The 25,569-nt window shown below is 64.5% G+C and carries 17 protein-coding genes; 10 read left to right on the top strand and 7 right to left on the bottom strand.

Going from position 1 to position 25,569, the window contains the following annotated elements; genetic code table 11:
* Positions 1–85 precede the first annotated feature (85 nt).
* A complete protein-coding gene (locus tag VN634_15470) occupies positions 86–1,564 on the bottom strand; it encodes an ammonium transporter (protein ID HXC52283.1) in 1,479 nt (492 codons plus the stop codon).
* A gap of 1,107 nt (positions 1,565–2,671) precedes the next feature.
* Positions 2,672–4,063, bottom strand: a complete 1,392-nt coding sequence (gene radA, locus VN634_15465; protein HXC52282.1) for a DNA repair protein RadA — start codon at positions 4,061–4,063, stop codon at positions 2,672–2,674.
* A 132-nt stretch (positions 4,064–4,195) separates the two neighbouring features.
* Here radA and VN634_15460 point away from each other — a divergent pair, with 132 nt between their 5' ends.
* A complete protein-coding gene (locus tag VN634_15460) occupies positions 4,196–6,175 on the top strand; it encodes a tetratricopeptide repeat protein (protein HXC52281.1) in 1,980 nt (659 codons plus the stop codon).
* 167 nt (positions 6,176–6,342) lie between these two features.
* Here the strand turns inward: VN634_15460 and VN634_15455 are convergent, their stop codons facing one another.
* Positions 6,343–7,146 carry a hypothetical protein gene (locus tag VN634_15455; GenBank protein HXC52280.1) on the bottom strand — a complete coding sequence of 268 codons (804 nt, stop codon included), beginning with the start codon at positions 7,144–7,146 and terminating at the stop codon, positions 6,343–6,345.
* A gap of 84 nt (positions 7,147–7,230) precedes the next feature.
* Positions 7,231–8,763 carry a hypothetical protein gene (locus tag VN634_15450; GenBank protein ID HXC52279.1) on the bottom strand — a complete coding sequence of 511 codons (1,533 nt, stop codon included), beginning with the start codon at positions 8,761–8,763 and terminating at the stop codon, positions 7,231–7,233.
* Positions 8,764–9,601: 838 nt separating this feature from the next.
* Between VN634_15450 and VN634_15445 the strand changes: the two genes are divergently transcribed.
* Positions 9,602–11,476, top strand: coding sequence for a PxKF domain-containing protein (locus tag VN634_15445; GenBank protein ID HXC52278.1), 1,875 nt, complete (start codon positions 9,602–9,604; stop codon positions 11,474–11,476).
* 131 nt (positions 11,477–11,607) lie between these two features.
* On the opposite strand, the gene VN634_15440 is transcribed toward VN634_15445, so the two are convergent.
* Together VN634_15440 and VN634_15435 are read right to left on the bottom strand one after the other, a co-directional pair.
* Positions 11,608–12,789 (bottom strand): hypothetical protein, encoded by a 1,182-nt coding sequence (locus VN634_15440; GenBank protein ID HXC52277.1) that lies wholly within the window; start codon positions 12,787–12,789, stop codon positions 11,608–11,610.
* 138 nt (positions 12,790–12,927) lie between these two features.
* Positions 12,928–13,398 (bottom strand): VOC family protein, encoded by a 471-nt coding sequence (locus tag VN634_15435; GenBank protein HXC52276.1) that lies wholly within the window; start codon positions 13,396–13,398, stop codon positions 12,928–12,930.
* Positions 13,399–13,721: 323 nt separating this feature from the next.
* Between VN634_15435 and VN634_15430 the strand changes: the two genes are divergently transcribed.
* From VN634_15430 to VN634_15410, 5 genes are all read left to right on the top strand, one after another.
* On the top strand, positions 13,722–14,315 hold the full coding sequence (locus tag VN634_15430) for a helix-turn-helix domain-containing protein (protein HXC52275.1): 594 nt from the start codon (positions 13,722–13,724) through the stop codon (positions 14,313–14,315).
* 154 nt (positions 14,316–14,469) lie between these two features.
* Complete coding sequence (gene sppA / locus VN634_15425) at positions 14,470–16,311, top strand: signal peptide peptidase SppA (protein ID HXC52274.1); 1,842 nt, start codon at positions 14,470–14,472, stop codon at positions 16,309–16,311.
* A gap of 10 nt (positions 16,312–16,321) precedes the next feature.
* Positions 16,322–18,124 carry an adenylate/guanylate cyclase domain-containing protein gene (locus VN634_15420; protein HXC52273.1) on the top strand — a complete coding sequence of 601 codons (1,803 nt, stop codon included), beginning with the start codon at positions 16,322–16,324 and terminating at the stop codon, positions 18,122–18,124.
* Positions 18,125–18,584: 460 nt separating this feature from the next.
* Positions 18,585–20,066 (top strand): wax ester/triacylglycerol synthase family O-acyltransferase, encoded by a 1,482-nt coding sequence (locus tag VN634_15415; protein ID HXC52272.1) that lies wholly within the window; start codon positions 18,585–18,587, stop codon positions 20,064–20,066.
* A 147-nt stretch (positions 20,067–20,213) separates the two neighbouring features.
* The gene (locus VN634_15410) at positions 20,214–20,942 is read left to right on the top strand and encodes a metallophosphoesterase family protein (protein ID HXC52271.1); all 729 of its coding nucleotides are present in this window, start codon (positions 20,214–20,216) and stop codon (positions 20,940–20,942) included.
* Positions 20,943–20,999: 57 nt separating this feature from the next.
* On the opposite strand, the gene VN634_15405 is transcribed toward VN634_15410, so the two are convergent.
* The gene (locus VN634_15405; GenBank protein ID HXC52270.1) at positions 21,000–22,292 is read right to left on the bottom strand and encodes a S1 RNA-binding domain-containing protein; all 1,293 of its coding nucleotides are present in this window, start codon (positions 22,290–22,292) and stop codon (positions 21,000–21,002) included.
* Between the two features lie 101 nt (positions 22,293–22,393).
* Here VN634_15405 and VN634_15400 point away from each other — a divergent pair, with 101 nt between their 5' ends.
* The 3 genes from VN634_15400 to VN634_15390 all read left to right on the top strand — a co-directional run bounded on the left by VN634_15400 (position 22,394) and on the right by VN634_15390 (position 25,565).
* A complete protein-coding gene (locus VN634_15400) occupies positions 22,394–22,885 on the top strand; it encodes a thioredoxin family protein (GenBank protein HXC52269.1) in 492 nt (163 codons plus the stop codon).
* Between the two features lie 270 nt (positions 22,886–23,155).
* Positions 23,156–24,610 (top strand): circularly permuted type 2 ATP-grasp protein, encoded by a 1,455-nt coding sequence (locus tag VN634_15395; protein HXC52268.1) that lies wholly within the window; start codon positions 23,156–23,158, stop codon positions 24,608–24,610.
* Between the two features lie 4 nt (positions 24,611–24,614).
* Positions 24,615–25,565 (top strand): alpha-E domain-containing protein, encoded by a 951-nt coding sequence (locus VN634_15390; GenBank protein HXC52267.1) that lies wholly within the window; start codon positions 24,615–24,617, stop codon positions 25,563–25,565.
* Positions 25,566–25,569 lie beyond the last annotated feature (4 nt).

Genomic DNA, 25,569 nt, shown 5'->3' with positions numbered 1-25,569 from the left:
GCCCGCGGGTGAGGTCACAAAAGAAAGGCCCGCCGGTTTCCCGGCGGGCCTTTTTGCGGATGCCCCCCGGCATCCGCTCCCTTGCTCAGTAGTTGTAGCCGACTTCACCGTGCTCGGTGATGTCGAGGCCTTCGCGCTCGACTTCTTCTGCCGGCCGGAGACCGACGACCGCCTTGACGATGTTCGCAATGATCACCGTGCCGACCACCGCCATCACGATCGTGATGCCCATCGCCTTGAGCTGCTCGAGCCACAGGGTGTGGCCGACGATGGCCGACAGGTTCGTCGACAGGTTCGAGTTGACGTCCGGCGTCGCAAAGATGCCGGTCACGAACGCGCCGAGCGTTCCGCCGACCGCGTGCACGCCGAAGGTATCGAGCGCGTCGTCGTAGCCGAACATGTGCTTGACCTTCGTGCAGGCCAGGAACGGGATGATGCCGGCCAGGATGCCGATGATCACCGACGAGCCGGGCGTCACGAAGCCGCATGCCGGCGTGATGACGACGAGGCCCGCCACCGCGCCCGAGCAGAACCCGAGCACGCTCGGCTTTCCTCTCTCGATGTATTCGGCGAGCGCCCAGACGAAGGAGGCGACTGCAGTTGCGAGCGTCGTCGTCGTGAACGCATTGGCCGCGACGCCGTCGGCCGCGACTGCGCTGCCCGCGTTGAAGCCGTACCAGCCGACCCACAGCATGCCCGTGCCGACCATGCAGAATACCATGCTGTGCGGCGTCATCGGCTCTTTGCCGAAGCCGATGCGGGGACCGAGGATCAGGCAGAGGATCAGAGCCGACCAGCCCGACGACATGTGCACGACGGTTCCGCCGGCGAAGTCGATCGCCTTGATGGTCGCGTCCGCATTCCAGACGCCGTTCATCATCCCGTTGACGCCCCAGACCATGTGGGCAAGCGGGAAGTAGATCAGGACCATCCACAGCGCGACGAACAGCATGATCGCCGAGAACTTCATGCGTTCGGCGATGGCGCCGATGATCAGTGCCGGCGTGATGATCGCGAACATCATCTGATACATCGCGAACACGTTCTCGGACACCCAGTATGCGTAGTTCGTGTTCACGGCGCTGGTGACGCCTGCGAGGAACATTTTACTGAGGCCGCCGAGCAGCGGACCGCCTGTATCGAAGACCATGCTGTATCCGAATGCCCACCACATGATCGTCACGAGGCCGGCGATGCCGAAACACTGCGCGAGCACCGACAGCACGTTCTTGGTGCGGACCAGTCCTCCGTAGAACAGGGCCAGGCCGGGCAGCGTCATGAACAGCACGAGGGCCGCCGAGGTCATCATCCAGCCGTTGTGACCGGGGCCCGCGGACGCAACTTTCGAAGAGACCGTCGCGCCGGCCGCATCCGCCCCGCGGGCAGTGTTGTTGATGTAGGCCTCGAGGTCGGCCACGCGCTGCTCGATGCTCGGGTCGCTCTTGGCGTCTTCGGCGATCGCCACCGCAGGCATGACCGCGGCCGCAATTGCGGTGATGAGAACGGGCATGGCTACGCCCGCTACGAAGGCGCGCCTGGCCGCGCGGAAGAACGAAACTCGCATGTGCTGCCTCATTGAAAAGTCCCCTTGTTTGATACTGACGCCCGCGCCGTTTGGTGCGCGGTTTATCTCCGTTCTCTCCAGTGCCCGTTCGCCGATGGCGGACCGACACAAGGAATGGTGCCGCCGGAAGCTCGTGTCCGGCATCTCGACGGGGGCGTTAATGCAAGGACGTTGCCATCCGTGCGCCCGGCTCGTGCGTCTGCGCAGGACGGGCCAGCTTCGGGCGTGAACCTACGCGGGTTTTCACGCGATTCGGGCCCCGGCTGTCCGGGCATCGATGCGCATCGGGCCACCACGCGACCGGCGCGGCGCTGGCGGCCGCTTCGAAGAATGCCAACTGGATAGGCAGCGCCTAACTTGTAGGCTCCGGCCAAGGTCCGCAGCGACCGGCCGAACCTCCCGTCGCGTCAATGGCGCATTGATCGAACGCGCGGGTTATCCCGAGCAGCGGCTTGATCGCGCGACCGCGACCCTCGCCGTGCCGCGTCTCCGGGCTCATGCGACGTAAGTAGGGTCGTCGGGAGTTCGGCAGTCGCGCGAGCGAGCGCTCGACTCCGTCGAACGGAGCTCTGTGGAACGAACCAGTTGCGGGAGTGTCGCCGGCGAGTGAAAGCGGGCGAGTAGAAACGGCGACGGCGCGCCGGCAGGGGACCATTCCGCCGGCGCGCCGCACTCCACCAGTTCCGGCTAACGATGAAGCCGCTGACGCAACATGACCGCTGCCTTCCTAGCTGTCATGCCACCGCAACCCATCACCGTCATCGGTGGATTCCGCCAAAACTTCGGACAAAACGTCGACGAAGACGGTTGCCTTTGACGCGGCAGGAATTGCCCGACCGGCGTAGCGACGCGCTGGGCGCAATCGATTTCCCGGCAACCGTACGTCTTCGCGACCATGCGATAGCAGGAACGATGCCGAGTGCGCGTCGAGGGCAATCAGGTGCGGAATCCCAGGGAATTGCTGTGTTTGGGTTTAACGTCGCCGCGCGCCGCGCAGGCGCAGCACCGTCACGTGCCTCAAGCTGCGGCAGGCTGCTGCCCAACGCTTGAGCGTGAGCGAATGAGTGGAGCGTAGAAACGTAGCGCGTCGGACGACGAACCGAAGGGTCAGCGATCTCGAAGCGCTTCCCACGCCTCGCCCACCGTGGCGACCATCTGGATCTTCAGGCCGAGGTCTGCGGTCCGAGCTTTTTCCTCACCGCCGACGATCGCGCGCTCGAACCCGAGCCGTGCGGCCTCGCGCAGCCTGGCGCGAACCTGCGTGACCGGGCGTACTTCCCCCGTGAGCCCGACCTCGCCGAGCACCAGCGTGCGAGCAGGAAGCGCCTTGTCGAGATAACTCGACGCGAGCGCAGCGATAATCGCAAGATCGACGCCCGGATCGTCGATGCGCACGCCGCCGGCGGTGTTGACGAACACGTCCTGGCTCGCCATCGACAGGCCGAGATGTTTCTCGACGACTGCCGCCAGCATCGCGACGCGCGCGTGATCGACGCCGACCGTCGTGCGCCGCGCGGAGCCTGGATGGCTCGGCGACACCAACGACTGGATCTCGACCAGCAGAGGGCGGCTTCCTTCGATGCACGCGGAGATGACCGAGCCCGGTGCCTCCCTTCCGGTGGCGCCGACGAATACGCTCGAGGGATTTTCGACTTCCACCAGCCCGTTGCCGTGCATCTCGAACACGCCGAGCTCGCCGGTCGGTCCGAACCTGTTCTTGACCGCACGAAGGATGCGGAACGCGCCGTGGCGGTCGCCTTCGAAGTAGAGCACCGAGTCGACCATGTGCTCGAGGATCCGAGGCCCGGCGACAGCGCCGTCCTTGGTCACGTGCCCGATCAGCCACAGCGCCGACGACAGCGTGCGCGCTCCGGTGATCAGCTCGGCCGTTGCTTCACGAAGCTGCGAGACCGATCCGGGAGCCGACTCGACGCGCGACGTGCGGATCGTCTGCACGGAGTCGACGATGACCGCCGACGGCCGCACGTCTTTCATTGCGCGGAGGATCGCGTCGACGTCGATGTCGGCGAGCACGAGGATGTTTGCGAGCGGAAGGCCGAGCCGTTCTCCGCGCCGGCGAACCTGCAGCGCCGCTTCCTCGCCGCTGACGTACAGCACCGGCCGGCCGCGCGCCGCAAGGCCCGATGCGAACTGGATCGCGAGCGTGGATTTGCCGACACCCGGCTCGCCGCCGACGAGCACGGCCGAGCCGGCGACCAGACCCCCGCCGAGAACGCGGTCGAGCTCGCCGATGCCAGTTGGCGTTCTCTCGCCGCCGGCATCTCCTTCGACGCCGGCAAGCGGTTCGAGCGCCGCGGAGCTCGCCGATCCCAGGATCGCGGCGGCCTTGCGTGACGTCGGCGAGACGTCGCGGCGCCTGGCTTCTTCGGCGAGCGAGTTCCACTTGCCGCATGCCGGACACTTGCCGTCCCACTTGGTCTGGCGGTGACCGCACTCCTGGCAGACGTACTCGGTTTCCGCTTTCGCGCGATTTGCCACGGCCCCTGTTAACCACCACGGCCCGGGAGACGCGAGGCAGGGATGTGATAAGCCGCGCGCAGACTCGCCCGCGAACGGAGAAGTTCATATGCTCGGCCGATTCGCGGCACCGTCCGTGCCGCCACCGACCCGATGACGAGACGCAAGAAGCCACTCCACCGTCTCCCGACCGAGCGGACGCTGACCGTTGCTGCGCCGGCTGCCGCCGCGCCTGCAGCTATGCCTGCGCCGGCGGACGCAAAAGCCGCTGCACGGAGCGCTGCCGCGCGGCGTTTTTCGCTCGTCTCGCTCGTGGTGCCCGCGCTCTTCGTCGTCGCGATGGCATTCGGCGCGTTTGCCAATGCGATGCCATCGATCGCCATCCACGACGACGTGTTCTTCGTTCCTGCCCGGCATGCACTTACGTGGAAATCGGTTGGCCAGATGTTTCGCGAAGACACGTGGTCGGCGACCGGCTCCGGCGCCGGCACGTACCGGCCGCTGGCGATCCTGAGCATCGCCGTCAACGGCGCCATGTTCGGCGAAGATCCGGCGGGCTACCACGCGACCAACGTGGTGCTTCACATGCTTGCAAGCCTCGCCGTGTTTCTGCTGCTCGCCGAGCTGATCGTCGCTGTCGGCGCATGGCAGACGACAGGCGCGGTGCGCGATGCCGTCGGTTCGGACGCGGATTCTTTGTCGCCTGGTTCGTCGATCGCGTCGTCGATCGCTTCCCGGGCCGCGCTGTCGGCCGCTTCCGCGCCGTGGATTGCGGCGCTTGCCGCCGCGGTCTTCGCCGTGCATCCGATCCACACCGAAGCCGTCGATTCGGTGTTCAACCGCTCGGAAGTGCTCTCGACGATCGGCGTCGTGACGGCTCTGTGGATCATCGTTCGCTGGCACGAGACGCGTCCGGTCGCGGCGTGGATCGGCGCGTGCGTCTTCTATCTTGCTGCCCTGCTTTGCCGCGAGAGTGCCGTGTCGCTGCCGGTGCTCGCCGCCGCCACGCTGTGGATCGCGCATCCGCACGAGTCCGCGAGCGACCGCCTTCGCAGGCTGGCGCCCGTGGCCGTGCTGCTGCTACCGCTCGGCGAGTACTTCGTGCTGCGCGGCCATTCGATGGCCGCAGCCGGCGAAGCCACCGGCGGACCGATTCTCGGCGTCGTGACCGGAGAGGACTTTCTGTCGCGCCTGGCGTACTCGGCGGCGACGTTGCGCGAGTACCTGCGCATGCTCCTTTGGCCGCATCCGCTGCGCGCTTCGTACGAAAATTTCAGCGGCACCGGCCTCGTCGCCTCCGTGATCGTTCATGGCGCGCTGGTGGCGAGCGCGATCCTCGTGCGGCGCCGCGCGCCGCTCGTCGCGATCGCGATCGCTTTCTTTTATGTATCGCTGCTGCCGTCGAGTCGCGTGTTCACCGCGATCGGTTCGGCGCTCGGCGTAATGAAGCTGCAGAACTCGCTGCTGATCGCCGAGCGCGTGGCATACTTGCCGTCGGTGTCGGTGGCCATTGCGTCGGCCGCAGCGATCGCCGCGCTCGCACGAATGCGCGGCGTCGGCTCAGCCGCACTCTGCGCCGCCCCGGTGCTCGCGCTCGGCCTTTATGCGACCACCGCGCGCAACGCCCAGTGGCATAGCGCGACCGCGCTGTTCGGTGCGGAGGTTCGTGCAGCCCCGGAAAACGGCGACGGCTGGCGCCTGTATGTCTCGGCGCTGTCGAATGACGGGCGTTTCGAAGAAGCGGCCGAAGCGTGCAACGGGCAGCTCGACCAACCTTCACGCAGCGCGCAGCTGTTCAACAACTGCGGCGTCGTCTACGACAAGCTCGGTCGCGACGAGCTCGCGATGAAGGCCTACCAACGTGCCATCGATCTCGGCCTCACGTCAGTCGGACACGCCAATCTCGGCCGCGTCTACGCGCGGCTCGGCAAAGCCGCCGAAGCCGAGGCCGAGTTCGTGGCTGCCGTCGATTCAGAAACCAACCCTGCGCAGAAGCACTACCGGACCGCCGTCATGCTGATCCGTTTTCATCCGGAGCGCAGCGCCGACGCGCGGCGCGAAATCCAGGCCGCGCTGGCGCTACAGCCGGACTTCGCTGCGGCCCGCCAGTTGTTGTCGCAGATCGGGCATTGATATTTCGGCTCTTCGCGGGTCGGCGGTAGTTCCTTCGGTTGTGAGCCGAGCGCAACCACTCTGATTCTTCCGATCCAGAATGCTGCTGTCGCGGACCGCCGTCCGGGCATGGCATACATCCGCCGCGGAGCGAGGCGCATCGCGCCTCGCTCCGCGCGCACGAACATTTACGGTGTGAAACAGTTGCCCGGCGCCTGCACCTTATCGAGCTCGCAGCTGCACTGGCTGCCTTTCTCGCAGACCAGCCCGCTCAGCGTCGCGTTCCCCGACTGGATGCTGACTCCGGTCGAGCCGGGCAGTCCCTCGATCATGACGGACTCTTCAAAGCGGACATAGGTCGAGTCCGCGTTGCGCAGACCGTACGTCGCAAATCCGCGGATCACGTTCTGGTACACCCGAGGGCCTGTTGCAGAACCGGATTTGCCAATGACCTTGATTCCGGTTCCGCCGCCATCGATCCGGTTGTCGTGGATCGTATCGGTTGAGTCTTCGAGCTTCACATCGATGCCGGTACCCGTTGTGCCGGTAAGCTGGATGACGTTGCGATAGTAGTCCTTGCCGTTCGACGAATATCTGATTCCGGTTGTAGGGCCCGTCATCTTCATGTCGCGGACGGTCCCGCAGTTGTCTACACCGATCGAGAAGTTGCCATCGATCGTACCGCCGTAAATGACGGAGTTGACTGCCAATCCGCCATTGTAGTCGGCGCACGCCACCGCGGGCTGGTTAGCACAAGGACTACCCGACGCGCATCTGATCGCCCAACCGTTCAAGTTCAGTTTTTTTCCGGCCTGCATGAGGATGCACGGAGCCGTGTTGTTGGCCGGCATCGTGACGTCGCTGGAGAGCGTCAGGTCATTGAAGTAATTCCCACAGGTATTGAGCGCGTGGGCGGCAGGCACGAAAAGAAATGCAATTGCCATCATGAAGGCAAAAGCACTCGTATTTTTCTTTGGATTTCGCAGTATCATCTTCCGGACTCCTTTCGTTTGTGAAGTGACCGCAATGCAACCATCTGGCACGCGGGCAATATCGTTGAAGCCTCGAATCACGGCTCAGTATAAAAGCGGGAACGCAAACGGCGCCACGTCGCCTTCGCATTGCCCCGGACAGTTGCAAAGCGACCTGTCCTCCACGTTTCCAGTGTTGAGATCGAGGCACGTGCCGAGAGTGTCCAGCGGATCCGTGCGATACATGAGGTTGTCCTGCAGATCGACGTAGTACGCACCGCTGGTATCAATCGACACGCCGTGAGCATCGCGCAGCTGGTTGTTGTGCACGGTCGCTTTTCCCGTGTAAGTCGTATTGTCCCGGATACTGGCGACGTAGAGGCCGGTGTCGCTCGCACGCAGGGAATTGTCTGAAATGTCGGAGTGACGATTGTTCAGCCGCGTCGAAACCGCCGCCGTCGCAGCGTGGATCACGCTGTGTCTCAGGTAGTCGAGGGAATGCGCTTCATCAGCGCTGCTCGAATTCTCGACGCCGATCGTCATGGCGCCCATGACCCGGACGCTGTCAATCCTCGCGCAGCTCTTGATGCCGGTCACGAAGTTTCCGTCGACTGCGCCCTTCGACGTAGCCGTATCCTGGATGGTCGCGCTGTAATTTCCCGTTGACGTACACTCGATCGCAGTCCCGTTCACACTACCGGAGTTCGTAATGTAATGACCGTTGAGATTGAGAGTCCCGGGCCCGTCCAACGTGATACACGGGCCGACTCCACCCGCGAGATCGTAGTCTTGTGACAGTGAAATCGTTGTACCGCCCGGAGCGAGAGTCCCCGGACAGTTGTTCGTTGGTTCGATGAACGTGTCGTATGGCGGAGCCGCTGCGGCCTCGCAATACGGCGCTCCGCATGGGCACTGGAGCTGGCCATATGGCGTGCCCGCCGGGACGTCCACGCAGGTTCCACTCGGATAGGACAGGTTGAGGTCGTACATCATGTTGCTGCGGATTCGTACGTCGCGAGCGACGGATTTGATTCCGTAATAGGCGACGAGACGGATGACGTTGTACTCGATCGCCGCAACTCCCGGAGTATCGGTAACCTCGTTGTTGTTGCCGAGGATCTCGATGCCCTTGTTGTCAGCCGTGATGCTGTTGCCGACAATCTGCGAGCCGCCGCCCATCAGGTACGCGGTGACACCGTAGGTGTCGGCATCGATGATGCTGTCGGTCAGCTCTTCGAGTGGGCGCGACTGGGCGTTATACACCGCGTATGTTGCGCCGCTGCCCAGCATCTCGACCCCCTGGATCCTTTCGCAGTCCTTGATGCCGTACCACCACAGTCCCGTGATCGAGCCTTTCGGGCTGCCGCTGTCCTTCACCGTGATTCCGGGAGCGCTGCAGGTGATTGCCGCCTGGCCGGCGGTTGTCGAGCTGATCGTGAAACCATTGAGATCGATGGTGGTATTCGGGCCCTGCGCGATGATGCAATACGCACCTGTGGTCGTGGCCGTAAGATCCGCGGTCAGCGTGTATGACCCGGTGACGACGCCAGGGCATGCGGCTGCATAGGCCGATGCTTCGAGCGCAATCATCGCGGTCAACGATGGCAGCGCGAGCTTCCAGAAACGATTCAGAATCATGAGTTCCTCCAGACTGTGTGTGTGAGCCTGCGACGTGCAGGCAGGCAGCTTGTGCGCTGTCGACACCCTAGAGTCAACGAACGTGGCGCCGTGACGGAGTGAAAAAAGCCAAAGCGACTCGACATTTACAATGCACATTCACGCTGACGAATTTGTTCGCAGCCACTTCGCGAATACAGAGACGAACCGACACGCCTGTCAGCGCAGATCGCAAGTTGCCTCGGCTAAAGAGGATTCATAAGAGGTGTCAGTTGCAACGACACCTGCTCACGCAATTGACGACACGGTCCATAGTCACAAGATTCCGTCATGGAATGTGAAAAAAATCACTGCGCATTTTTTTTCGAATCTCGTCCAGTCAGAATGGGTCATGCATTGTGGCATTCGTTATGCCACAACAGCGCGCGTGGCATCTCGGCTTGATGCGATGTCCAAGCACTGATGCACACCGCGCGCGTGCCTCCGACGAAACCTGACGTCGCCATCGTCAACATTCCCCGGGGAATGTTCGACTGCGCCGGGTCCACGACGCGTCGAGCTCGTCGACCGGAGTGTTCGGTCGCCACGGTACGAACAGGCTGAGCTGGAAGGAAGACGGCGGCCGCAGCAGCGATCCAGCCGACGCTCGCGGACTCGCGAGCGCGACGGCCACAGGTGCACGAGTGCCGGTCGGAGACGAAATTCGTGCAGGCGCGGACCAGGTGGCTACGCGGCTTGTGTTTGCGAGCTGCCATTCGAGCAATCTCACAGCATGTCCCGCCAGACGACCAGCCAGCGGCGAACGATCCGCTAGTGTGGCTGTGGCAACTATGTTAGCGGACGCGAAAGGGGATTCTGCATGAAGGTACGCTGCATCGTCGTCTCGACAATTGTCACATTGGCATGCGCGGTGGTCTCGACCGCCTACGCGTCGTCGGCGACGAAGTTCGTCGCGTACGTGTCCGGCTTCGACATCGGCCAGGTAAGGCCGGTCGACCTCTCGAGCGCAACGCTGGAGTCAACGATCAGCGTCCCGAATCCATACGGCTCGACACTTGCGCCAGACGGCCAGACGGTCTGGGTCACGAGTTACGTGGACGGCAAAGTCACGCCGATCGACGTAGCTTCGAACACCGCCGGGACTCCCATCGCCGTCGACGTTCACCCGATCACGATCGCGTTCAAGCACGACGGAAGCACCGCGTACGTCGCCAACGCCGGTAGCTCGACGATCAGCGTCATCGACACGGCCACAAAGACCGTGACTGCAACGATCCCTGTCGCGCAAGGCGCTGCACCAACAGGCCTCGCCGTCACGTCGGACGACTCGACGCTCTACGTCGCCGATTTCTACGGTGAGAACTTGTCGGTCATCGATACGGCGACGAACGTCGTGACCGGAACGATCGCCATCGGCGGCTCCGCCTATGCCGTTGTGTTGTCACCGGACGACACGACGGCGTACGTAAGTCGCTTCAACCTCGGCAAGGTCAGCGCGGTCGACCTCGGGACCGGCACGATTACCGAAACCGTCTCGGTACCTGGCGGTCCGAGAGGCCTGGCGCTTACGCAGGACGGAAGCACCCTCTACGCGGCGAGCGAGCAAACCACGGTGGTCAGCAAAATCGACACGGCCAATTTCTCCGCGCCGCCTGTCTCGATTGACATCGGTCACCTGAGCCCATTGTTCCCGAGGCTGACGCCCGACGAAGCGACCGTTTACTCGTCGAACTACAGCGACGGAACCATCACCGCGATCGACGCCGTCACGGATGTCGTCGGATCCACTATCGGGCCACTGTTCGATGCCGCCCCGAACCAGACTGAAGCACACGCGACCGGCATCTCGATCGCAACTGTCGACGCGGAGGCGCCCACGACGACAATCACGCCAAGCGGCACGCACGGGTCGAACGGCTGGTACACGAGCGACGTCACCGTCGACATCTCGGCCGACGACCCCGTCGCCGACGACGGTGTGGCTGGCAACGGCCTCGCGCAAACCCGCTGCGCGCTCGATCCGAATCCCGCGCCATCGTCGTTCGACGATCTGCCGGACGCGGACTGCGACCTGACGAACGTCGCAAACGACGGCGCGCACACCGTGTACGCAGCAAGCGTGGACAGGGCGGGCAACAAGGAGACGCCGGTTGTCGTCGCCATAAAGATCGACCAGACCGCGCCCGAGCTCGCGCCGACGGTCACTCCGAATCCGCTGCTCCTCGGCGCGGTCGGCACGGCCCTCCCGCACGCGACGGACGCGACGTCCGGTGTCGCGACATCCAGTTGCGATGCCGTTACCACGGCCACGCTCGGCGACCACACGGTCGCATGCCATGCAACCGACAACGCCGGCAACTCGACCAACCAGCGCTTCCACTACGTCGTCAGCTATGGGTTCCTCGGCTTCTTCTCGCCCGCGCCCGGCTCGAAGTGGAAGGTCGGACAGACCGTGCCGGTCAAGTTCGCTTTGATCGACGCCACCGGTGCTCGCATCTCCGACGCTGCCGCGGCCGCGCTCGTGTCGTCTCCATGCAAGGTCAAGGTCTCTGCGACCGGCGCGCAGACGCTCGTACCTGCGTGTGCGAAGTACGATCCCGCGACCGATCAGTTCATCTACAACTGGCAACTCGGGAAGTCGGGGACCGGCGCGGCGGTGATCAAGGCGACGATCAGTTATCCGGGGACCACAACGACCACGATACGGTCGCAGTCGATCACGATCACGAAGTAGAGCTCCGTCGTGGCGGTTGTTGCTGCCGCGGATTGCACGAGCCGAGATCCGCGCAGTCGACGTGGCAGTCGTGATTGGCCTCGCTCCGGACGGTCAGCGATCCGGTCCAGCGAGGAGTTACGCGTCGCGCGTCATTCGTCCAGCTGGATCCCTCCGATTCCGACCGCGTATCCGTCGTCGCAGCCGGCATCTTCCGCACGTGCCGCGATGTCGGCGGCCGAGTTGGTTCCCGGGCAGGTTGACGGCGCCGGCGGCGGCGTCACGACGAATACGAAGAGAAGGCCCGACTCGAACGCCGGACTGAACCACTCGCTCAGATCCGCGCTGATCTTTCCCTTGCCGTCTTTCAGCTCCAGCTTGAGGCTCGTCGCGGATTGCCCGGCGCCGAAGAGGTCGGCGACGATGAAGACGAGGTAGTCGTCGCTGGTGCCGACCGTTCCGTCGGTCGTGATCGGAGTGCCGTCGCTCGCGAGCATTCCCTTGATCGAAACCTTCGTCTTGCCGCTGCTGGCGACCTGGATCTTCGAGGTCGGGGAGATCGCGAACCCGCAGTCGGCATTGGTCGCGCAGATCGTTGCGGAAAAACTGCAACGGTTGCAGTCGCTGTTGGTCGTGCAGGAATCGGAGTTCGCGACGCAACTGCCGGCATTGCACTCGCCGGCCTCGCAGGTCTGGTCCGGCGCCGTCAGCGAGATCTTGTACTTGGCCGAATCCGTCTCGTCGGTGCTGATGCCGCCGTATCCGATCTGTTCTCCGTTGGCACAGTTGTTGTTGTCCAGTCGCGCGGCAATCTCGGCCGGCGAATTCGCACCGGGGCACGTGGCCGGAGCCGGGAGCGGCGTGGTAAGAACGACGATCGGTGCAAACGGTCCACCAGCTGCTGTAAACAGCGAGCTCAGGTCGCCCGTCACCGATCCGGCGCCGTTGCTCAGATCGAGTTTCAGAGAGCTGAAACGCACGTCGCCGTCGGCCGGCAGTGCGAGGATTCCGATCACATAGTCGTCGTCCGTGCCGGCGATGCCGTCGGTCGTCACCGGCGTACCGCCGGCCCCGACAACTCCCTTGACGGTGAATTTGCCGATGCCGGTTCCGGCGATCTGGCCCTTCGACTTCGAGGAAATGACGTCGCCGCAGTCCGCGTTCGTCGTGCAGGCGCTACCGGTGACCTGGCACGCACCGGCGCTGCAAGTGAGCGGCGCCGAGACGAGCGACGCTTTCATCTGCGTGCCGGCGGTCGCCGGGACGCAAGCAGCGAGAATGCCGACGAACACGAACAGCCGGACGACCGGCAAAGGAAACACAAAAAGGCGCATGATCTCCTCCCCCTCGCCGGCTCCTCCGCCGGCGGACGGCCTTCCGGATAATGGCAATGCGCGGCTACGACAAGAGGCAAGCGCCGAGGGCGCTCAGCGGAAGAACATGCGCCCCCCGCTACGTGTGCGGCCGCTGCGCTACCGCCCTTCGGTCTGTTCCATCGCCGCGCGGCGGCGGTCGATCTCGTCCGGCGTCAGGTCTTCCTTGTGGGTCGCGAAGAACCAGCGGTGGCCGCTCGGATCTTCGAGCGTTGCCGAACGGTCGCCGTAGAACTGGTCGGCCGGTTCGCGCACCACTTTTGCGCCGGCGGCCTTCGCGCGCGCGACCACCGCATCGACGTCTTCGACGTAAAGATGAATCCCGGCAGGCGTGCCGCCGAGAGCGATCGGGCTCTGGAAACCCATCTCCGGAAACTCGTCGGCCAGCATGATGCGAGCGCTTCCGATCTGGATCTCGGCGTGGCCGACGCGGCCGTCGGGTTGCATCATGCGCATGTGCTCGGTGGCACCGAACGCGCTGCGATAGAAGTCGAGGGCCGCTGCTGCGTTTCGACACGACAGGTACGGGATCGCACCTTCGTAGCCTTGCGGGATCGGTCGGACTGCCATGCTTGCCACCTCCGTCGGAAACCGGCGAGCGGGATGCCCGCTGGATCAATGTGAGTCCGGCCGAGCTTGGCAAAGACGATGCGGGTTGGGAACTGGAGGCGTTTGCGCGACCCGTCGCGACGCACTGCGCCGCAAAAAGTAATCCACGTCTCAGTTGCCCCAGTACTGACAAACGTGACATTTTCTAACTCGAAGGTTGGGATTCGAGTCGCGCAGCGGGGCGCGTCGCGACCTCAGCCGCGAGCGGCTTCGTACCTGGAGTCGCGCAGGAGCGGCGTTCGATTCTCGCAAACGGAACGTGCGTCGCAAAAGGGGATCAACGCATGAGTGTCTCGGACCAGGACACGAACGCCGTACGAGGAGCGACGCGGGATGCGCTTCTGCGTGCAGCAGCAGAGCTGTTTGCGGAAAAAGGCGCCGAGGCGGTTTCGACGCGCGAGATCGCATCCAAGGCACACGTCAACAACGGTCTGATCCATCGTCACTTCCGCACCAAGGAAGCACTACTGCGCGAAGTGCTCGAAGGTCTGAGCGCCGAGATCGCATCCGTCGACCAGGAAGGCGAAGCCAGCGCGATCCTGCTGCGCTTCTTTCATGCGGTGCGCGAGCAGGAGACGTACTGGAAGCTTCTCGCGCGCACGATGCTCGACGGACAGCCGATCAACTGCGTGCAGAAAACGTTTCCGACGATGGGACGCGCGATCGATCTGATCCGTGATCTCCAGGCTCAGGGCAAGGGACCGACGGACGCCGATCCTCGTTCGGTTGCGATGCTCGCAGGGGCCGTCGCATTCGGATGGCTCGTGTTCGAACCGTGGCTTCTCGCGGCCGGCGGCTTCGCCGAAGAAGAAAAGGACGAGGCCGGCCGGGAAGTCATCCGGCTGATCCGCGACTTCCTGACGCATCCGAACGCCTGAAACCGGCGGCACGAGCGCCTGAACAGGCCATCCGGATCACGGATTCGGCCAATCCCGGTTTACATTCCGTCACGCGGCAGTCACCGTCGAGACAACGCGCCCGCCCTGCAAACCAGCGGCGGAAATTCCCGGTCGGGCGTGACGGCAAACCGTAATGAAAAGCTTCTTTGCGTCCTTTTTCGGAACCCTGGCTGCGGTGGCGATGCTGCTGCTGTCGCTTTCGATCGTCGCGGCCGTTCTGCTGAGCGGCATCGGCACCAAGCCCGAGCCGCAGACGACGATCCAGCCCGGATCGTACCTGGTGCTCGACCTGTCGGACGACTTCCAGGACGCGCCGGTTTCGACCGGCGGCATCGAGGATCTGGCGGGTCTCTTCAACGAGGACACTCGCCCGCACGTGCTTCAGTCGCGACAGGTCACGCGCGCGCTCGAAGCGGCAGCGAGAGATTCGGACATCGCAGGGCTCTATCTTTCCGGACAGGATCTGTCTCCAGGCCACTCGACGGGCTTCGCCGCGCTCAAGGAAATCCGCGATGCGATCGGCGCATTCCGCGCTGCGGGCAAACCGGTCAAGACATGGCTCAACTTCGGCGGGACGCGCGAATACTATCTCGCGTCGGCGGCCGACGAAGTCGTGCTCGATCCGTTCGGTGCGCTGCTGGTGCCTGGCCTCGCGTCGCAGCCGATGTTCTACGCGGGAGCGTTCGAGAAGTTCGGGATCGGCGTGCAGGTGACGCGCGTCGGCAAATACAAAAGCGCGGTCGAGCCGTACACGCGCAAGGACATGAGCCCCGAGAGCCGCGCGCAGACCCAGAAGCTGATCGACGACATCTGGGGAGATCTTTCGGGATCGATCGAAAAGGCGCGCAACCTCGAGCCCGGCGGTCTGCTGAAAATCGCGGACGCCGAGGGAATCATTCGCGCCGACAAAGCCGTCGAGTCGCACCTGATCGATCGCGTCGGCTATCTCGACGAGATGCTCGACGAGCTTCACACGGCTACCGGTACCAAGAACGCCAAGGAGCCGTTCAAGCAGATCTCGATGGGCGATTACGCGAAACTCGTTCCGCCGAACAATCTCGCTTCGAAAAGGAGCGACCACGGCTCGGCAACTTCGAGCGCGCAGAAAATCGCGATCGTCTACGCCGAAGGAACGATCGTCGACGGCACCGGCACCGATCAGGGCGTCGTGTGGGGCGACAAGGTCGCGCGCGACCTTCGCGAAATTCGCCGCGACGATGCCGTCAAGGCTCTCGTGCTTCGCGTCAACAGTCCCGGCGGAAGCGTGACCGCATCCGAGACGATCCAGCGCGAAGTCCGCCTCATCCAGAAAACCAGACCGGTCATCGTTTCGATGGGAAGCCTCGCCGCGTCCGGAGGCTACTGGATTTCGACTTACTCCGACCGCATCTTCGCCGAGCCGACGACCATCACCGGATCGATCGGCGTGTTCGGCCTGCTGTTCAACGTGCAGGGTCTTGCCAACGACAAGCTCGGGCTCACGTTCCAGACCGTCAAGACCGGCAAGTTTGCGGATGCCGCGACCGTCACTCGCCCGAAAACTCCCGAAGAGCTCGAGGTGCTTCAGAAGAGCGTCGACTGGGTCTACGACCAGTTCCTCACCAAGGTTGCCGATTCGCGCAAGATGGACCGCGCTGCGGTGAACGAGATCGCGCAGGGGCGCGTGTGGTCGGGAACGGAAGCGGCAAAGCTCGGGCTCGTCGACGAGATCGGCGGGCTCGACAAAGCCGTCGCCTTCGCGGCCGGCAAAGCGTCCGTCGGAGAGGAATTCACGGTCGTCGAGTATCCGGTACGCAAGGCGCTCGTCGAAGCGCTCGCCGAGGCGCTCCAGCGCAAGCGGCCGCAAAAGGCGGCCGGGTCGGAGATGATCGCAAGCTGGATTCGCGAGGCGATCGACGGGGCCGTCGCGATCGGGCACTTCAACGATCCGCGCGGCATCTACGCAAGGCTCCCATTCGATCTCGCGCTGCGCTAAGCGGCTTCGGATGCAGGCGGACAGCCAAGCGGGCGTCGAGCGGCACCTCCGGGCAATCCTGAGCGCCGACGCGGTCGGCTACAGCCGCCGCATGGCCGAGAACGATGCGGCAACGGTCGCCGCGATCCGTTCGCGCCGCCAGACCTTCAGCGGCTACGTGCGCGAGCATCACGGACGCATCGTCGGCACCGCGGGCGACAACGTGCTCGCCGAATTCACGAGCTCGATCGATGCCGTCGCGTGCGCCGTCGCCGTGCAGACCGAGCTCGCCGAGACCGAGGCCGGCGTTCCCGAAGGCGAGCGTCTTCGCTTTCGTATCGGCATCCATCTGGGCTCGATCCTCGTCGAAGAGGGCGAAATTTTCGGCGACGGCATCAATGTGGCCGCCCGTCTCGAAGGGCTCGCGCTGCCGGGCGGCATCTGTGCATCGGCGGTCGTCATCGACGAGGTCCGCGGCAAGGTTGCCGGGTCGTTCGAGGACCTCGGTGAACAGAGTCTCAAAAACATCCCGGTGCCGGTGCGCGCGTTCCGCATCCGGCTTCCGCACGGCCAGGACGACACACCACCGGCAGGCGCGACGATCCCGGGCTTCAGCGGGCGCCCCGTCCTCGCGGTGCTGCCATTTGAAGACCGCGGCACCGATGCATCGCTGAGCTACCTCGCCGACGGGATCGCCGAGGACCTGATCGCAAGGTTCTCCGCGTTCCGGCTCTTCCCCGTGATCTCGAGCAGCTCGACAGCTTCGTACAAGGGCCGCCGGGCAGACATCCGCCAGGTCAGCCGCGAGCTCGGGGCTCGTTACCTTGTGGCAGGAAGCATCCAGGGTTCGGGCGCCGCCGGACTGGTGGCCGGCGGCGCGACCTCCGCGCAGCGGATCCGCGTCGCGGTCGAGCTCGTCGACGGCTCGACGGGACTGCAGATCCATCGCGAGCGCTACGACCGCGAGCTCGGAGATGTCTTCGAGCTGCAGGACGGCATCGTGCTGGCAATCCTCAGCTCGATCGAACCCGCCATCGGGCGGGCCGAACAGCTGCGCATCCGCCAGAAGCCGGCGCCCCATCTCGACTCGTGGGAATGCTTCCAGAAGGGCGCCCACCTTCTGTTCGGCCTGCGTGCAAAGGGGGAGCTTGACGAAGCGATGCGGCTTCTTCGCCGCTCGCGCGAGCTCGACCCGTCGTTCTCGACGGCCGCCGCGCTCGAGACGGTCTGCCATGCTGCGATGCTGACCTACCACTGGTCGGACGATCCCGCCCGGACGGTGGCCGATGCCCGGGCTGCAGCCGAGATGGCACTGTCGCTCTCCGACGATGATCCCTGGGCGTACGCCGCGATGGGTTACGCGACGTCGTACGGCGGCGATACCGCTGCTGCGGTCGCCGCGTTCGAACGGGCGATCGACCTCAATCCGAGCCTTACGATGGCGTATCAGGGACTTGCCGTCGCGCTCACGACAGAGAGCCCCGACGAAGCGATCCGGGTAATGGAGAAAGCCATCCGCCTGTCGCCTCGTGACCAGCAGATGCATTTCTTCCTGCACCAGCTTGCCGTGGCCAACCTGGTCGCGGGGCGGCTCGAGGCTGCGGTCGAACGGGAGAAAGAAAGCCTGAGGCTTCGCGGCGACCAGCCGCACGGCTATCGGGTGCTTGCCGCGGCGCTCGGGCATCTCGGGCGGTCGGCCGAAGCGCTCGAAGCGCTCGCGACGATGCGGCGCATCTCACCGAGCTTCTCGCTCGACACGTTCCGGCAGACCAATACAGCCGCGCTCGCCGAGCTCTGCATCGCGGGCTGGCGCCGCGCGGGCTGGAACGGCTGAAGCGAACGCCCGCACAAAGGCGAACCCCCGTCGGCCGTCCGCAGCTGTCGACATCCTGTTGATTCGACGCGCTGCGCCTACGCTTTTCGATTCTTCAGAAGATTGACGAGCAACTCCGCTCGCGATGCGACGCAGCGCGCTTGCATCATGCGTCGTGATCGATGTCGTGATGTCGAACGATGTTCATCTCACGCGAATCATCGAGCACGAAATGTGACAGCGGCGCATTGTTTCGATGACTCTTGCACAGGTGCACGCAAGGCTGCTCATGTGCGAGCTTCCAACTTGCCGACATCATTCGAAGTTGGAATCGCGTTCATGGCACAGAATCTGCTCGCAACCACGGGACCATTTTTTACTTCCAGCTCGATCGTCGAAAGCCCGCACGCCGTAGACCTCGAGACTGCAAACCACACATCGCGTTCTAATGATCCCGGACCCACTCGGAAGGAGGATGCCCGTGGAACAAACGTTTGACCGCCTGAGTGCTCTCGATAGTTTTTTCGTCGACACCGAACGCGAGGACATGCCGATGCACATCGGCGCTGTGTGTCTGTTCGAAGATCCTCAGCCGGGCGATCGCCGCGTCACGCTGCGGCGGCTGCGCGCGCATGTGGAAGCCCGTTTATCGATGATTCCGCGTTACCGGCAGCGCCTCATGCGAGTTCCGCTGGAGGGCCACCCCGTCTGGGTCGATTGTGCGGATTTTCGCATTTCCGACCATGTGCGCGGCGTCGCATTGCCGGCCCCGTCGTCCCCGGGCCATCTCGAAGAAACCGTGTCATGGATCATGTCACAGCCGCTCGCGCGCAGCCGTCCGCTGTGGGAGATCTGGCTGATCGAGGGCCTGCCGAGCGGTGGATTCGCGCTCGCCTGCAAGACCCACCATTGCCTCGCCGACGGTCTGAGCGGGGCGGCGCTGCTTTGTGCCGTGCTCGGCTCCGAGCCGTTTTCGATTCCGGAAACCCCTCGCGCGTGGCGACCGCGTCCGCTGCCGAGCCAGCTCGAGCTTCTTCGCGACGCCATCGACACCCGCCTGCGGGGCGCGGCCAGCCTCGCCAGCGATGCCGCGAGCAACGCGATGTTCTCTCCGCGCAACATGCTTGCCGGAGCGGGTGGTCTTCTCAGCGCGATGCGCTCGCTAGCCGATGCGTCGCTGAACCCTCCAGTCGCAACCGCGTTCGATCGGCCGACCGGATCCGATCGCCGTTTCCTGTGGTGGTCGGTAGCGCTCGACGACGTGAAACGAATCGGTCGCCGTCTCGGCGGCACCGTCAACGACGTCGCGCTCACGCTGGTCAGCGAAGCGTTCTCGCAAACCTGCACGAACTCGGACGGCCGCGACCTGCGCGTCTACTGCCCGGTCGGCGATGCCACCGACGTGTCGACGCTGCGCCTCGGCAACAAGGTCTCGGGCATGCTTCTCGACCTGCCGCTGGACTCGCCGGACCTGAAGACCAGGTGGCAGCGTGTGCGGGCTGCCGCGCGTGAAGCAAAAGAGAACGGTTCGGTGCAGGGAGCGATCCTGCTCGAGAACGTTGCCAACTCGCTGTCGCCTTCGCTGCTTGCTCGCCTCGAACAGCTGACCGGCAGCACGAAGACGTTCAACCTGATCCTGACCAACGTTCCCGGGCCGCAAGTTCCGCTCTACCTGTTCGAACAGAAGATGACCGGGGTCTGTCCTCTCGTGCCGCTGTTCCGCGGGCAGGGGCTCGGCATCGCCATCTTCAGTTATGCAGGACTGCTGACCTGGGGTTTCCACGTAGACGCGAGCTGCATCGACGCAGCGCGCAAACTGCGAAGCTCTCTCGCCACCGCGGTGATCAAGATGGCCCGACTGGCCGACCAAACGGTGTCCTCAACCACGCAGGAGAAGACGCAACCGATCCCAATCCACACGCCGCGCGTCGAGCGCGACAGGATCGCACGCGTCGCCGGCTGAGACCCCGGCATCCTGCTACTACAGGGACACCACACGCAGCGAAGGATGGACCGAAACGCTCCATCCTCGCTGCGTCTTCTCATCTGAGTCGACTTCCCGCACGCTTGCCCGCTATAGTCATGGCCGGTTCCGGGGGAACCGCTCCCCATGCGTACGGCACTCATCTCGGACCTGCACGGAAACCACGTCTCCCTGAAGGCGGTTCTCGACGACATCGACCGGACCGGCATCGACGAGGTCATCTGCCTCGGCGACGTCGCCACGCTCGGGCCCCGGCCCAGCGAGGTCATCTCCGAGCTCGGCGAGCGCGGCTGCCGCTGCATCCTCGGCAACCACGATGCGTTCATGCTCGACGATCAGCTGATCCGCTCGTACACCGAGGTTCCGATCGTCGTCGATGCCGTCGACTGGTGTCGTGACCAGCTCTCCGCCGACGAGATCGCGTTTCTGTCGCGATTCGAACTGAAGATCCCGATGCAGCTCGGAAAGAATACGAGCGCGCTGTTGTTTCACGGATCGCCGCGCTCGCACATGGAAGACCTGCTTGCGACCACGCCGCCCGATGAGCTGGACGAAGCGCTTGCCGGTTCGCAGGCAACCGTTCTCGCCGGCGGCCACACGCACATCCAGATGCTCAGGCAGCATCGCGGAATGCTGCTGGTCAATCCCGGCAGTGTCGGCATGCCGTTCCGGCAGTACGCGAGCGGCAACGCCCCGCAGATCCTTCCGCATGCCGAATACGCCGTCATCGAAGCCGACGACGACAACGTCAGCGTGACGCTTCGCCGCGTGTCGGTCGACAAGCACCGTCTGCGCGCCGAGGCCGCCGACTCGGACAATCCGATCTGCCGCTCGCTCGAGCAGCAGTACACCTGATCGAAATGGGAAATCGGGGACAGACACCGATTTCGGGAAATCGGTGTCTGTCCCCGATTATTTCTTGCGGGCCTCGTTGAGGAGGTCGGCGAATGTTCCGAGTGAGCCGCTGCCGCTGTGCTCGGCCATCACGCGTTCGTTGTCCTTGCGTTCCTCCGCCGCTTCGGCGTCGCGCGCGCGATTGATCGTCTCGACCATCGACAGGCTGAGCCGGCGCTGCGCAAGGTCGACCGAAAGAACCGTGACCTCGACCGTCTGACCGACCGTAACCGCCTGGCGCGCGTGGTTTAGCCGGCGATCGGGCGTGATCTTCGAAATGTGCACGAGCCCTTCGACGCCCGGCGCCACTTCGACGAATGCGCCGTACGCTTCGACGCGCGTGACCGTGCCTTCGACGCTGGTGCCCGGCGCAAACCGGGTCGCCACCGCGCTCCACGGATCTTCGGCAAGCGCGCGCATCGAAAGGCCGATCTGGCGGCGGCCTTCCTTGTCGGGCTCGCCGACCTTGATGACCTCCACGCGAACGCGCTGGCCGACCGCGAGAAGCTCGCCCGGATGCTTGACGCGCGTGAACGCAAGCTCGCTCACGTGAATCATTCCGTCGACGCCGCCAAGATCGACGAACGCACCGAAATCGCGCAGCGAGCGGACGGTTCCTTCGAGCACTGCGCCGACGCGAATGCTGGCCCACGTCTGCGCGGCTTTCTCCGCGGCTTCCTGCTCGAGCAGGTCGCGACGCGAGACGACGATGTTGCGTCCTTCGTTTTCGACCTTGGTGACGCGAAACGGAAAGCGCTTGCCGACGTATTCCGCCGACGCTACGCGATCCTCGCCGCCGCGACGCAGATCGATCTGCGAACCGGGGCAGAACGCGCGCAGGCCGGCGACTTGCACTTCGTATCCGCCCTTGGTCTCGCCGGTGACGAGCCCTTCGACGGGTACGCCGAGCTCGAACGCCTGCTCGAGCTCGGCAGCGGCGTGACCGCCGCGCCCGAGCATGCGCGTGAGCACCGCGCTTCCCGAGCTCGAACCGTCGTCGAGCACGGTTGCCTGAACGACGTCGCCGACCGAGACGCGGATCTCTCCGGTCGCCGGATCGCGGAACTCGGCGAGGTCGATCGTACCCTCGGCCTTGTCGCCGACGGCGACGAAAACGCTCGACTGGCCGAGCGCGATGACCTTGCAGGAAATCAGGTCACCTGCACGTGCGCGCGCCGGCGCCGCCGCCGACTTCGGCCCCTGACTGGCTTCGAAAAGCGCGGCAAAATCTTCGCCGTCGCCCGCTTGAGGCGATGCGGACGCGGGAGCAGGTCGTCTTGATGCTTTTGCGGAAGGCTTGTTCGATGACATTGCTTTGTACCGGCCCGAATCCTTCGCAGAGCCGATCTGTTTACTCAATCGGCGGTGTCGGTCACTGTCGCAGGACTTTGGACCCAGGGAGACAGACGAACATGCCGATCAGAAAATCCATCACACGGCTGCTGGCGGTTTCCGTGCTTGCGGCCTTCTCGATGCTCGCGGCGGTCGCCACTCCAGCCGTTGCCGGCGGAGACTGGAACGATTCCGGGATTGCGTGGAAGGGCTACGACGAAGGGCTTGCCGAAGCGAAGACGTCGAACAAGCCGATCCTGCTGATCTTCTACACCGACTGGTGCCCGCACTGCAGCAACTACAGCAAAGTCTTCCATGACCCGGCGGTGGTCGAGCTGTCGAAGAGCTTCGTGATGATCCATCTGAACAAGGACAAGGAAACGGCGACGAGTGCGAAGTACGCACCCGACGGCGAATACATCCCGAGGACGTTCTTCCTCAAGTCCGATGGAACGCTGCTCGACCAGATCACCGCCCCGCGTCCGACCTACAAGTACTTCTACGACGAGCACGATCCGGCGGGCGTGCTCACGTCGATGAAAGCGGCGCTGACTACTTCCGGCGCCAAGTAGCACCTTCCCTGCGCTGATCGTTTCATCGAGCGGTGCCTGTCACTGCTCGCTTATCGAGCAGTGCCTGTCCTGTGAGCGGCCAGCAGGCCTCGCGAATCGGCGAGGCCTGCCGAAAAGCACGTCGCACGTCGCAGCCGGCCTCGCATTTCGGCCGCGGACGCTGCCGCCGGCCAACCGGACCACGCCGGCATCCGTGGCACGCCTCGTGCTCTTTCGGCGCGAGGACCAATGTACGAGAACGAGGCCAATACGGCGCTCGGGGCTTCCGCCGTGGAAAGATCTCGAGCGGCCTTCGACGAAATGTTCGACGGTCGGAGCGTGCGCCCGGCCTACGACGGCATCGCGGCCTGGCTCACGGGCACGAGCCCGGAGGAGCGGCGTCTCAAAGCCCGCGAAGCCGAAGTGCTGTTCCGCCGCATCGGCATCACGTTCGCGGTCTACACCGAAGGCGGCGACCCCGAGCGGCTGATTCCGTTCGACATCATTCCACGCATTCTCGACCACCAGACGTGGACGCTTCTCGAGCGCGGACTCACGCAGCGCATCAAGGCGCTGAACGCGTTCCTGCTCGACACCTACGGCAATTGCGAAATCGCACGCGCCGGACGGATCCCGTGGTCGCTCATCCTCGAGAACGAAAGCTTCCGGCCGGAGATGCAGGGCTTTTCTCCTCCCGCCGGCGCGTTCACGCACGTGGCGGGAATCGACATCGTGCGCACCGGCCAGTCCGAGTTCTACGTGCTCGAAGACAACTGCCGCACGCCGTCGGGCGTTTCGTACATGCTCGAGAATCGCGAGGCGATGCTGCGGCTTTTTCCCGAGCTGATGTCCTCGCACGGCATCGCACCGATCTCGCGCTATCCCGAAGAGCTGCTCGAGACGCTGCGCGACGCCGCACCGCCGGCGTGCACGGGCGAGCCGACGATCGTTCTGCTCACGCCGGGCCAGTACAACAGCGCATACTACGAGCATTCGTTCCTCGCCGACGAGATGGGAATCGAGCTCGTCGAAGGCGTCGACCTGTTCGTCGACGGCGGCGTCGTGTTCATGCGCACCACCGAGGGGCCGAAACGCGTCGACGTGATCTACCGGCGGCTCGACGACGACTACCTCGATCCGCTCACGTTTCGCTCGGACTCGTCGCTCGGCGTACCCGGCCTGTTCGGCGCGTATCGCTCGGGCACGGTCACGATCGCCAACGCCGTCGGCACCGGCATCGCCGACGACAAGGGCGTCTATCCGTTCGTGCCAGAGATGATCCGCTTCTATCTCGGCGAAGAGCCGCTGCTCGGAAACGTGCACACGTGGCGCTGCGCCGAAAAGGACGATCTCGCGTACGTGCTCGAGCATCTTCCCGAGCTCGTCATCAAGGAGACGCGCGGCTCGGGCGGCTACGGCATGCTCGTCGGTCCGTGCTCGACCAGGGAAGAATGCGCGCGCTTTGCGGCCAAGATTCGCGCGACTCCCGACGACTACATTGCGCAGCCGACGCTTGCGCTGTCGACGTGCCCGACGTTCGTCGACAGCGGCATCGCGCCGCGCCACGTCGACCTGCGTCCGTTCGTGCTGTACGGCCGCAGCGTACGGATCGTCGCCGGCGGCCTTACGCGCGTGGCGCTGCGCGACGGATCGCTGGTCGTCAATTCGAGCCAGGGCGGCGGCACCAAGGACACGTGGGTGCTCGAGGCCGGCAGCCCGCTGTCGCCACTGGCGGGAGGACGCTGAGCCGATGCTCGCGCGCACGGCCGACAGCCTGTTCTGGCTTGCGCGCCATATGGAGCGCGCGGAGAACGTCGCGCGAATCCTCCAGGTCGGCCATCGCATGGCGACGATGTCGCGCTCGCTCGCCGGCAGCGGCAACGAATGGCGCTCGACGCTGGCTGCAACCGGCTGCGCGCAGGGCTTCGCCGACAAGTACGGCGACGAGGCTCCGAGCCGCGCGGTCGTCCAGTACCTCGTGCGCGACACGACCAATCCGTCGAGCATCTATTCGTGCTTCGAAACCGCGCGGCGCAACGCGCGCGCCGTCCGCACGGCGCTCACGGTCGACATGTGGGAAGCGCTCAACGAAACCTGGCTCGGCGCGCGCTCGTTTTCCGACGCCGACCTCGAGCCCGACCGCGTGGCAGGGTTCCTCGACTGGGTCCGCCACCGTTCGCTGCTGTTTCACGGCGCGTATGCCAACACGATGCTGCGAAACGACGCGTACTACTTCACGCAGCTCGGCACCTACGTCGAGCGCGCCGACAACACCGCCCGCATCCTCGACGTGAAGTACCACGTGCTGCTGCCGAGCCCGGACGACGTCGGCGGCGTGCTCGACTACTACCAGTGGCAGTCGATCCTGCGCGCGGTCTCGGCGGTGCGAAGCTACCACTGGATCTTCCACGATCGCCTGCACCCGTGGCAGGTGGCCGAGCTTTTGATCCTGCGACCCGAGATGCCGCGGTCGCTGTGCTCGTGTTACGCGCAGATCACGCGCTATCTCGACCTGATCTCGGACGGCCACGGGGGAAAGCGCGGCGAGTGTCACCGGCTCGCCGGTGAGCTCGACGCGCGCCTTCGCTTCGGCCGGATCCAGACGATCTTCCAGGACGGGCTGCACGAGTTCCTGACCGAGATCATCGACCACACTGGCGCGCTCGGACGCCACATTGCCGAGTTCTACCTGATCTCCTGAGGTG

The sequence above is a fragment of the Candidatus Limnocylindrales bacterium genome (assembly GCA_035571835.1).
Taxonomy (GTDB): domain Bacteria; phylum Desulfobacterota; class Binatia; order UBA1149; family CAITLU01; genus DATNBU01.
Note: the sequence above shows the minus strand (reverse complement) of the source record. Positions and strands in the feature narration are given on the sequence as shown.

Excerpts from the sequence above, each read along its gene's own strand:
- VN634_15470 (HXC52283.1), bottom strand. The coding sequence starts at position 1,564 with ATGCGAGTTTCGTTCTTCCGCGCGGCCAGGCGCGCCTTCGTAGCGGGC.
- VN634_15460 (HXC52281.1), top strand. The coding sequence starts at position 4,196 with ATGACGAGACGCAAGAAGCCACTCCACCGTCTCCCGACCGAGCGGACG.
- VN634_15455 (HXC52280.1), bottom strand. The coding sequence starts at position 7,146 with ATGATACTGCGAAATCCAAAGAAAAATACGAGTGCTTTTGCCTTCATG.
- VN634_15450 (HXC52279.1), bottom strand. The coding sequence starts at position 8,763 with ATGATTCTGAATCGTTTCTGGAAGCTCGCGCTGCCATCGTTGACCGCG.
- VN634_15445 (HXC52278.1), top strand. The coding sequence starts at position 9,602 with ATGAAGGTACGCTGCATCGTCGTCTCGACAATTGTCACATTGGCATGC.
- VN634_15440 (HXC52277.1), bottom strand. The coding sequence starts at position 12,789 with ATGCGCCTTTTTGTGTTTCCTTTGCCGGTCGTCCGGCTGTTCGTGTTC.
- VN634_15435 (HXC52276.1), bottom strand. The coding sequence starts at position 13,398 with ATGGCAGTCCGACCGATCCCGCAAGGCTACGAAGGTGCGATCCCGTAC.
- VN634_15430 (HXC52275.1), top strand. The coding sequence starts at position 13,722 with ATGAGTGTCTCGGACCAGGACACGAACGCCGTACGAGGAGCGACGCGG.
- sppA (HXC52274.1), top strand. The coding sequence starts at position 14,470 with ATGAAAAGCTTCTTTGCGTCCTTTTTCGGAACCCTGGCTGCGGTGGCG.
- VN634_15420 (HXC52273.1), top strand. The coding sequence starts at position 16,322 with ATGCAGGCGGACAGCCAAGCGGGCGTCGAGCGGCACCTCCGGGCAATC.
- VN634_15410 (HXC52271.1), top strand. The coding sequence starts at position 20,214 with ATGCGTACGGCACTCATCTCGGACCTGCACGGAAACCACGTCTCCCTG.
- VN634_15405 (HXC52270.1), bottom strand. The coding sequence starts at position 22,292 with ATGTCATCGAACAAGCCTTCCGCAAAAGCATCAAGACGACCTGCTCCC.
- VN634_15400 (HXC52269.1), top strand. The coding sequence starts at position 22,394 with ATGCCGATCAGAAAATCCATCACACGGCTGCTGGCGGTTTCCGTGCTT.
- VN634_15390 (HXC52267.1), top strand. The coding sequence starts at position 24,615 with ATGCTCGCGCGCACGGCCGACAGCCTGTTCTGGCTTGCGCGCCATATG.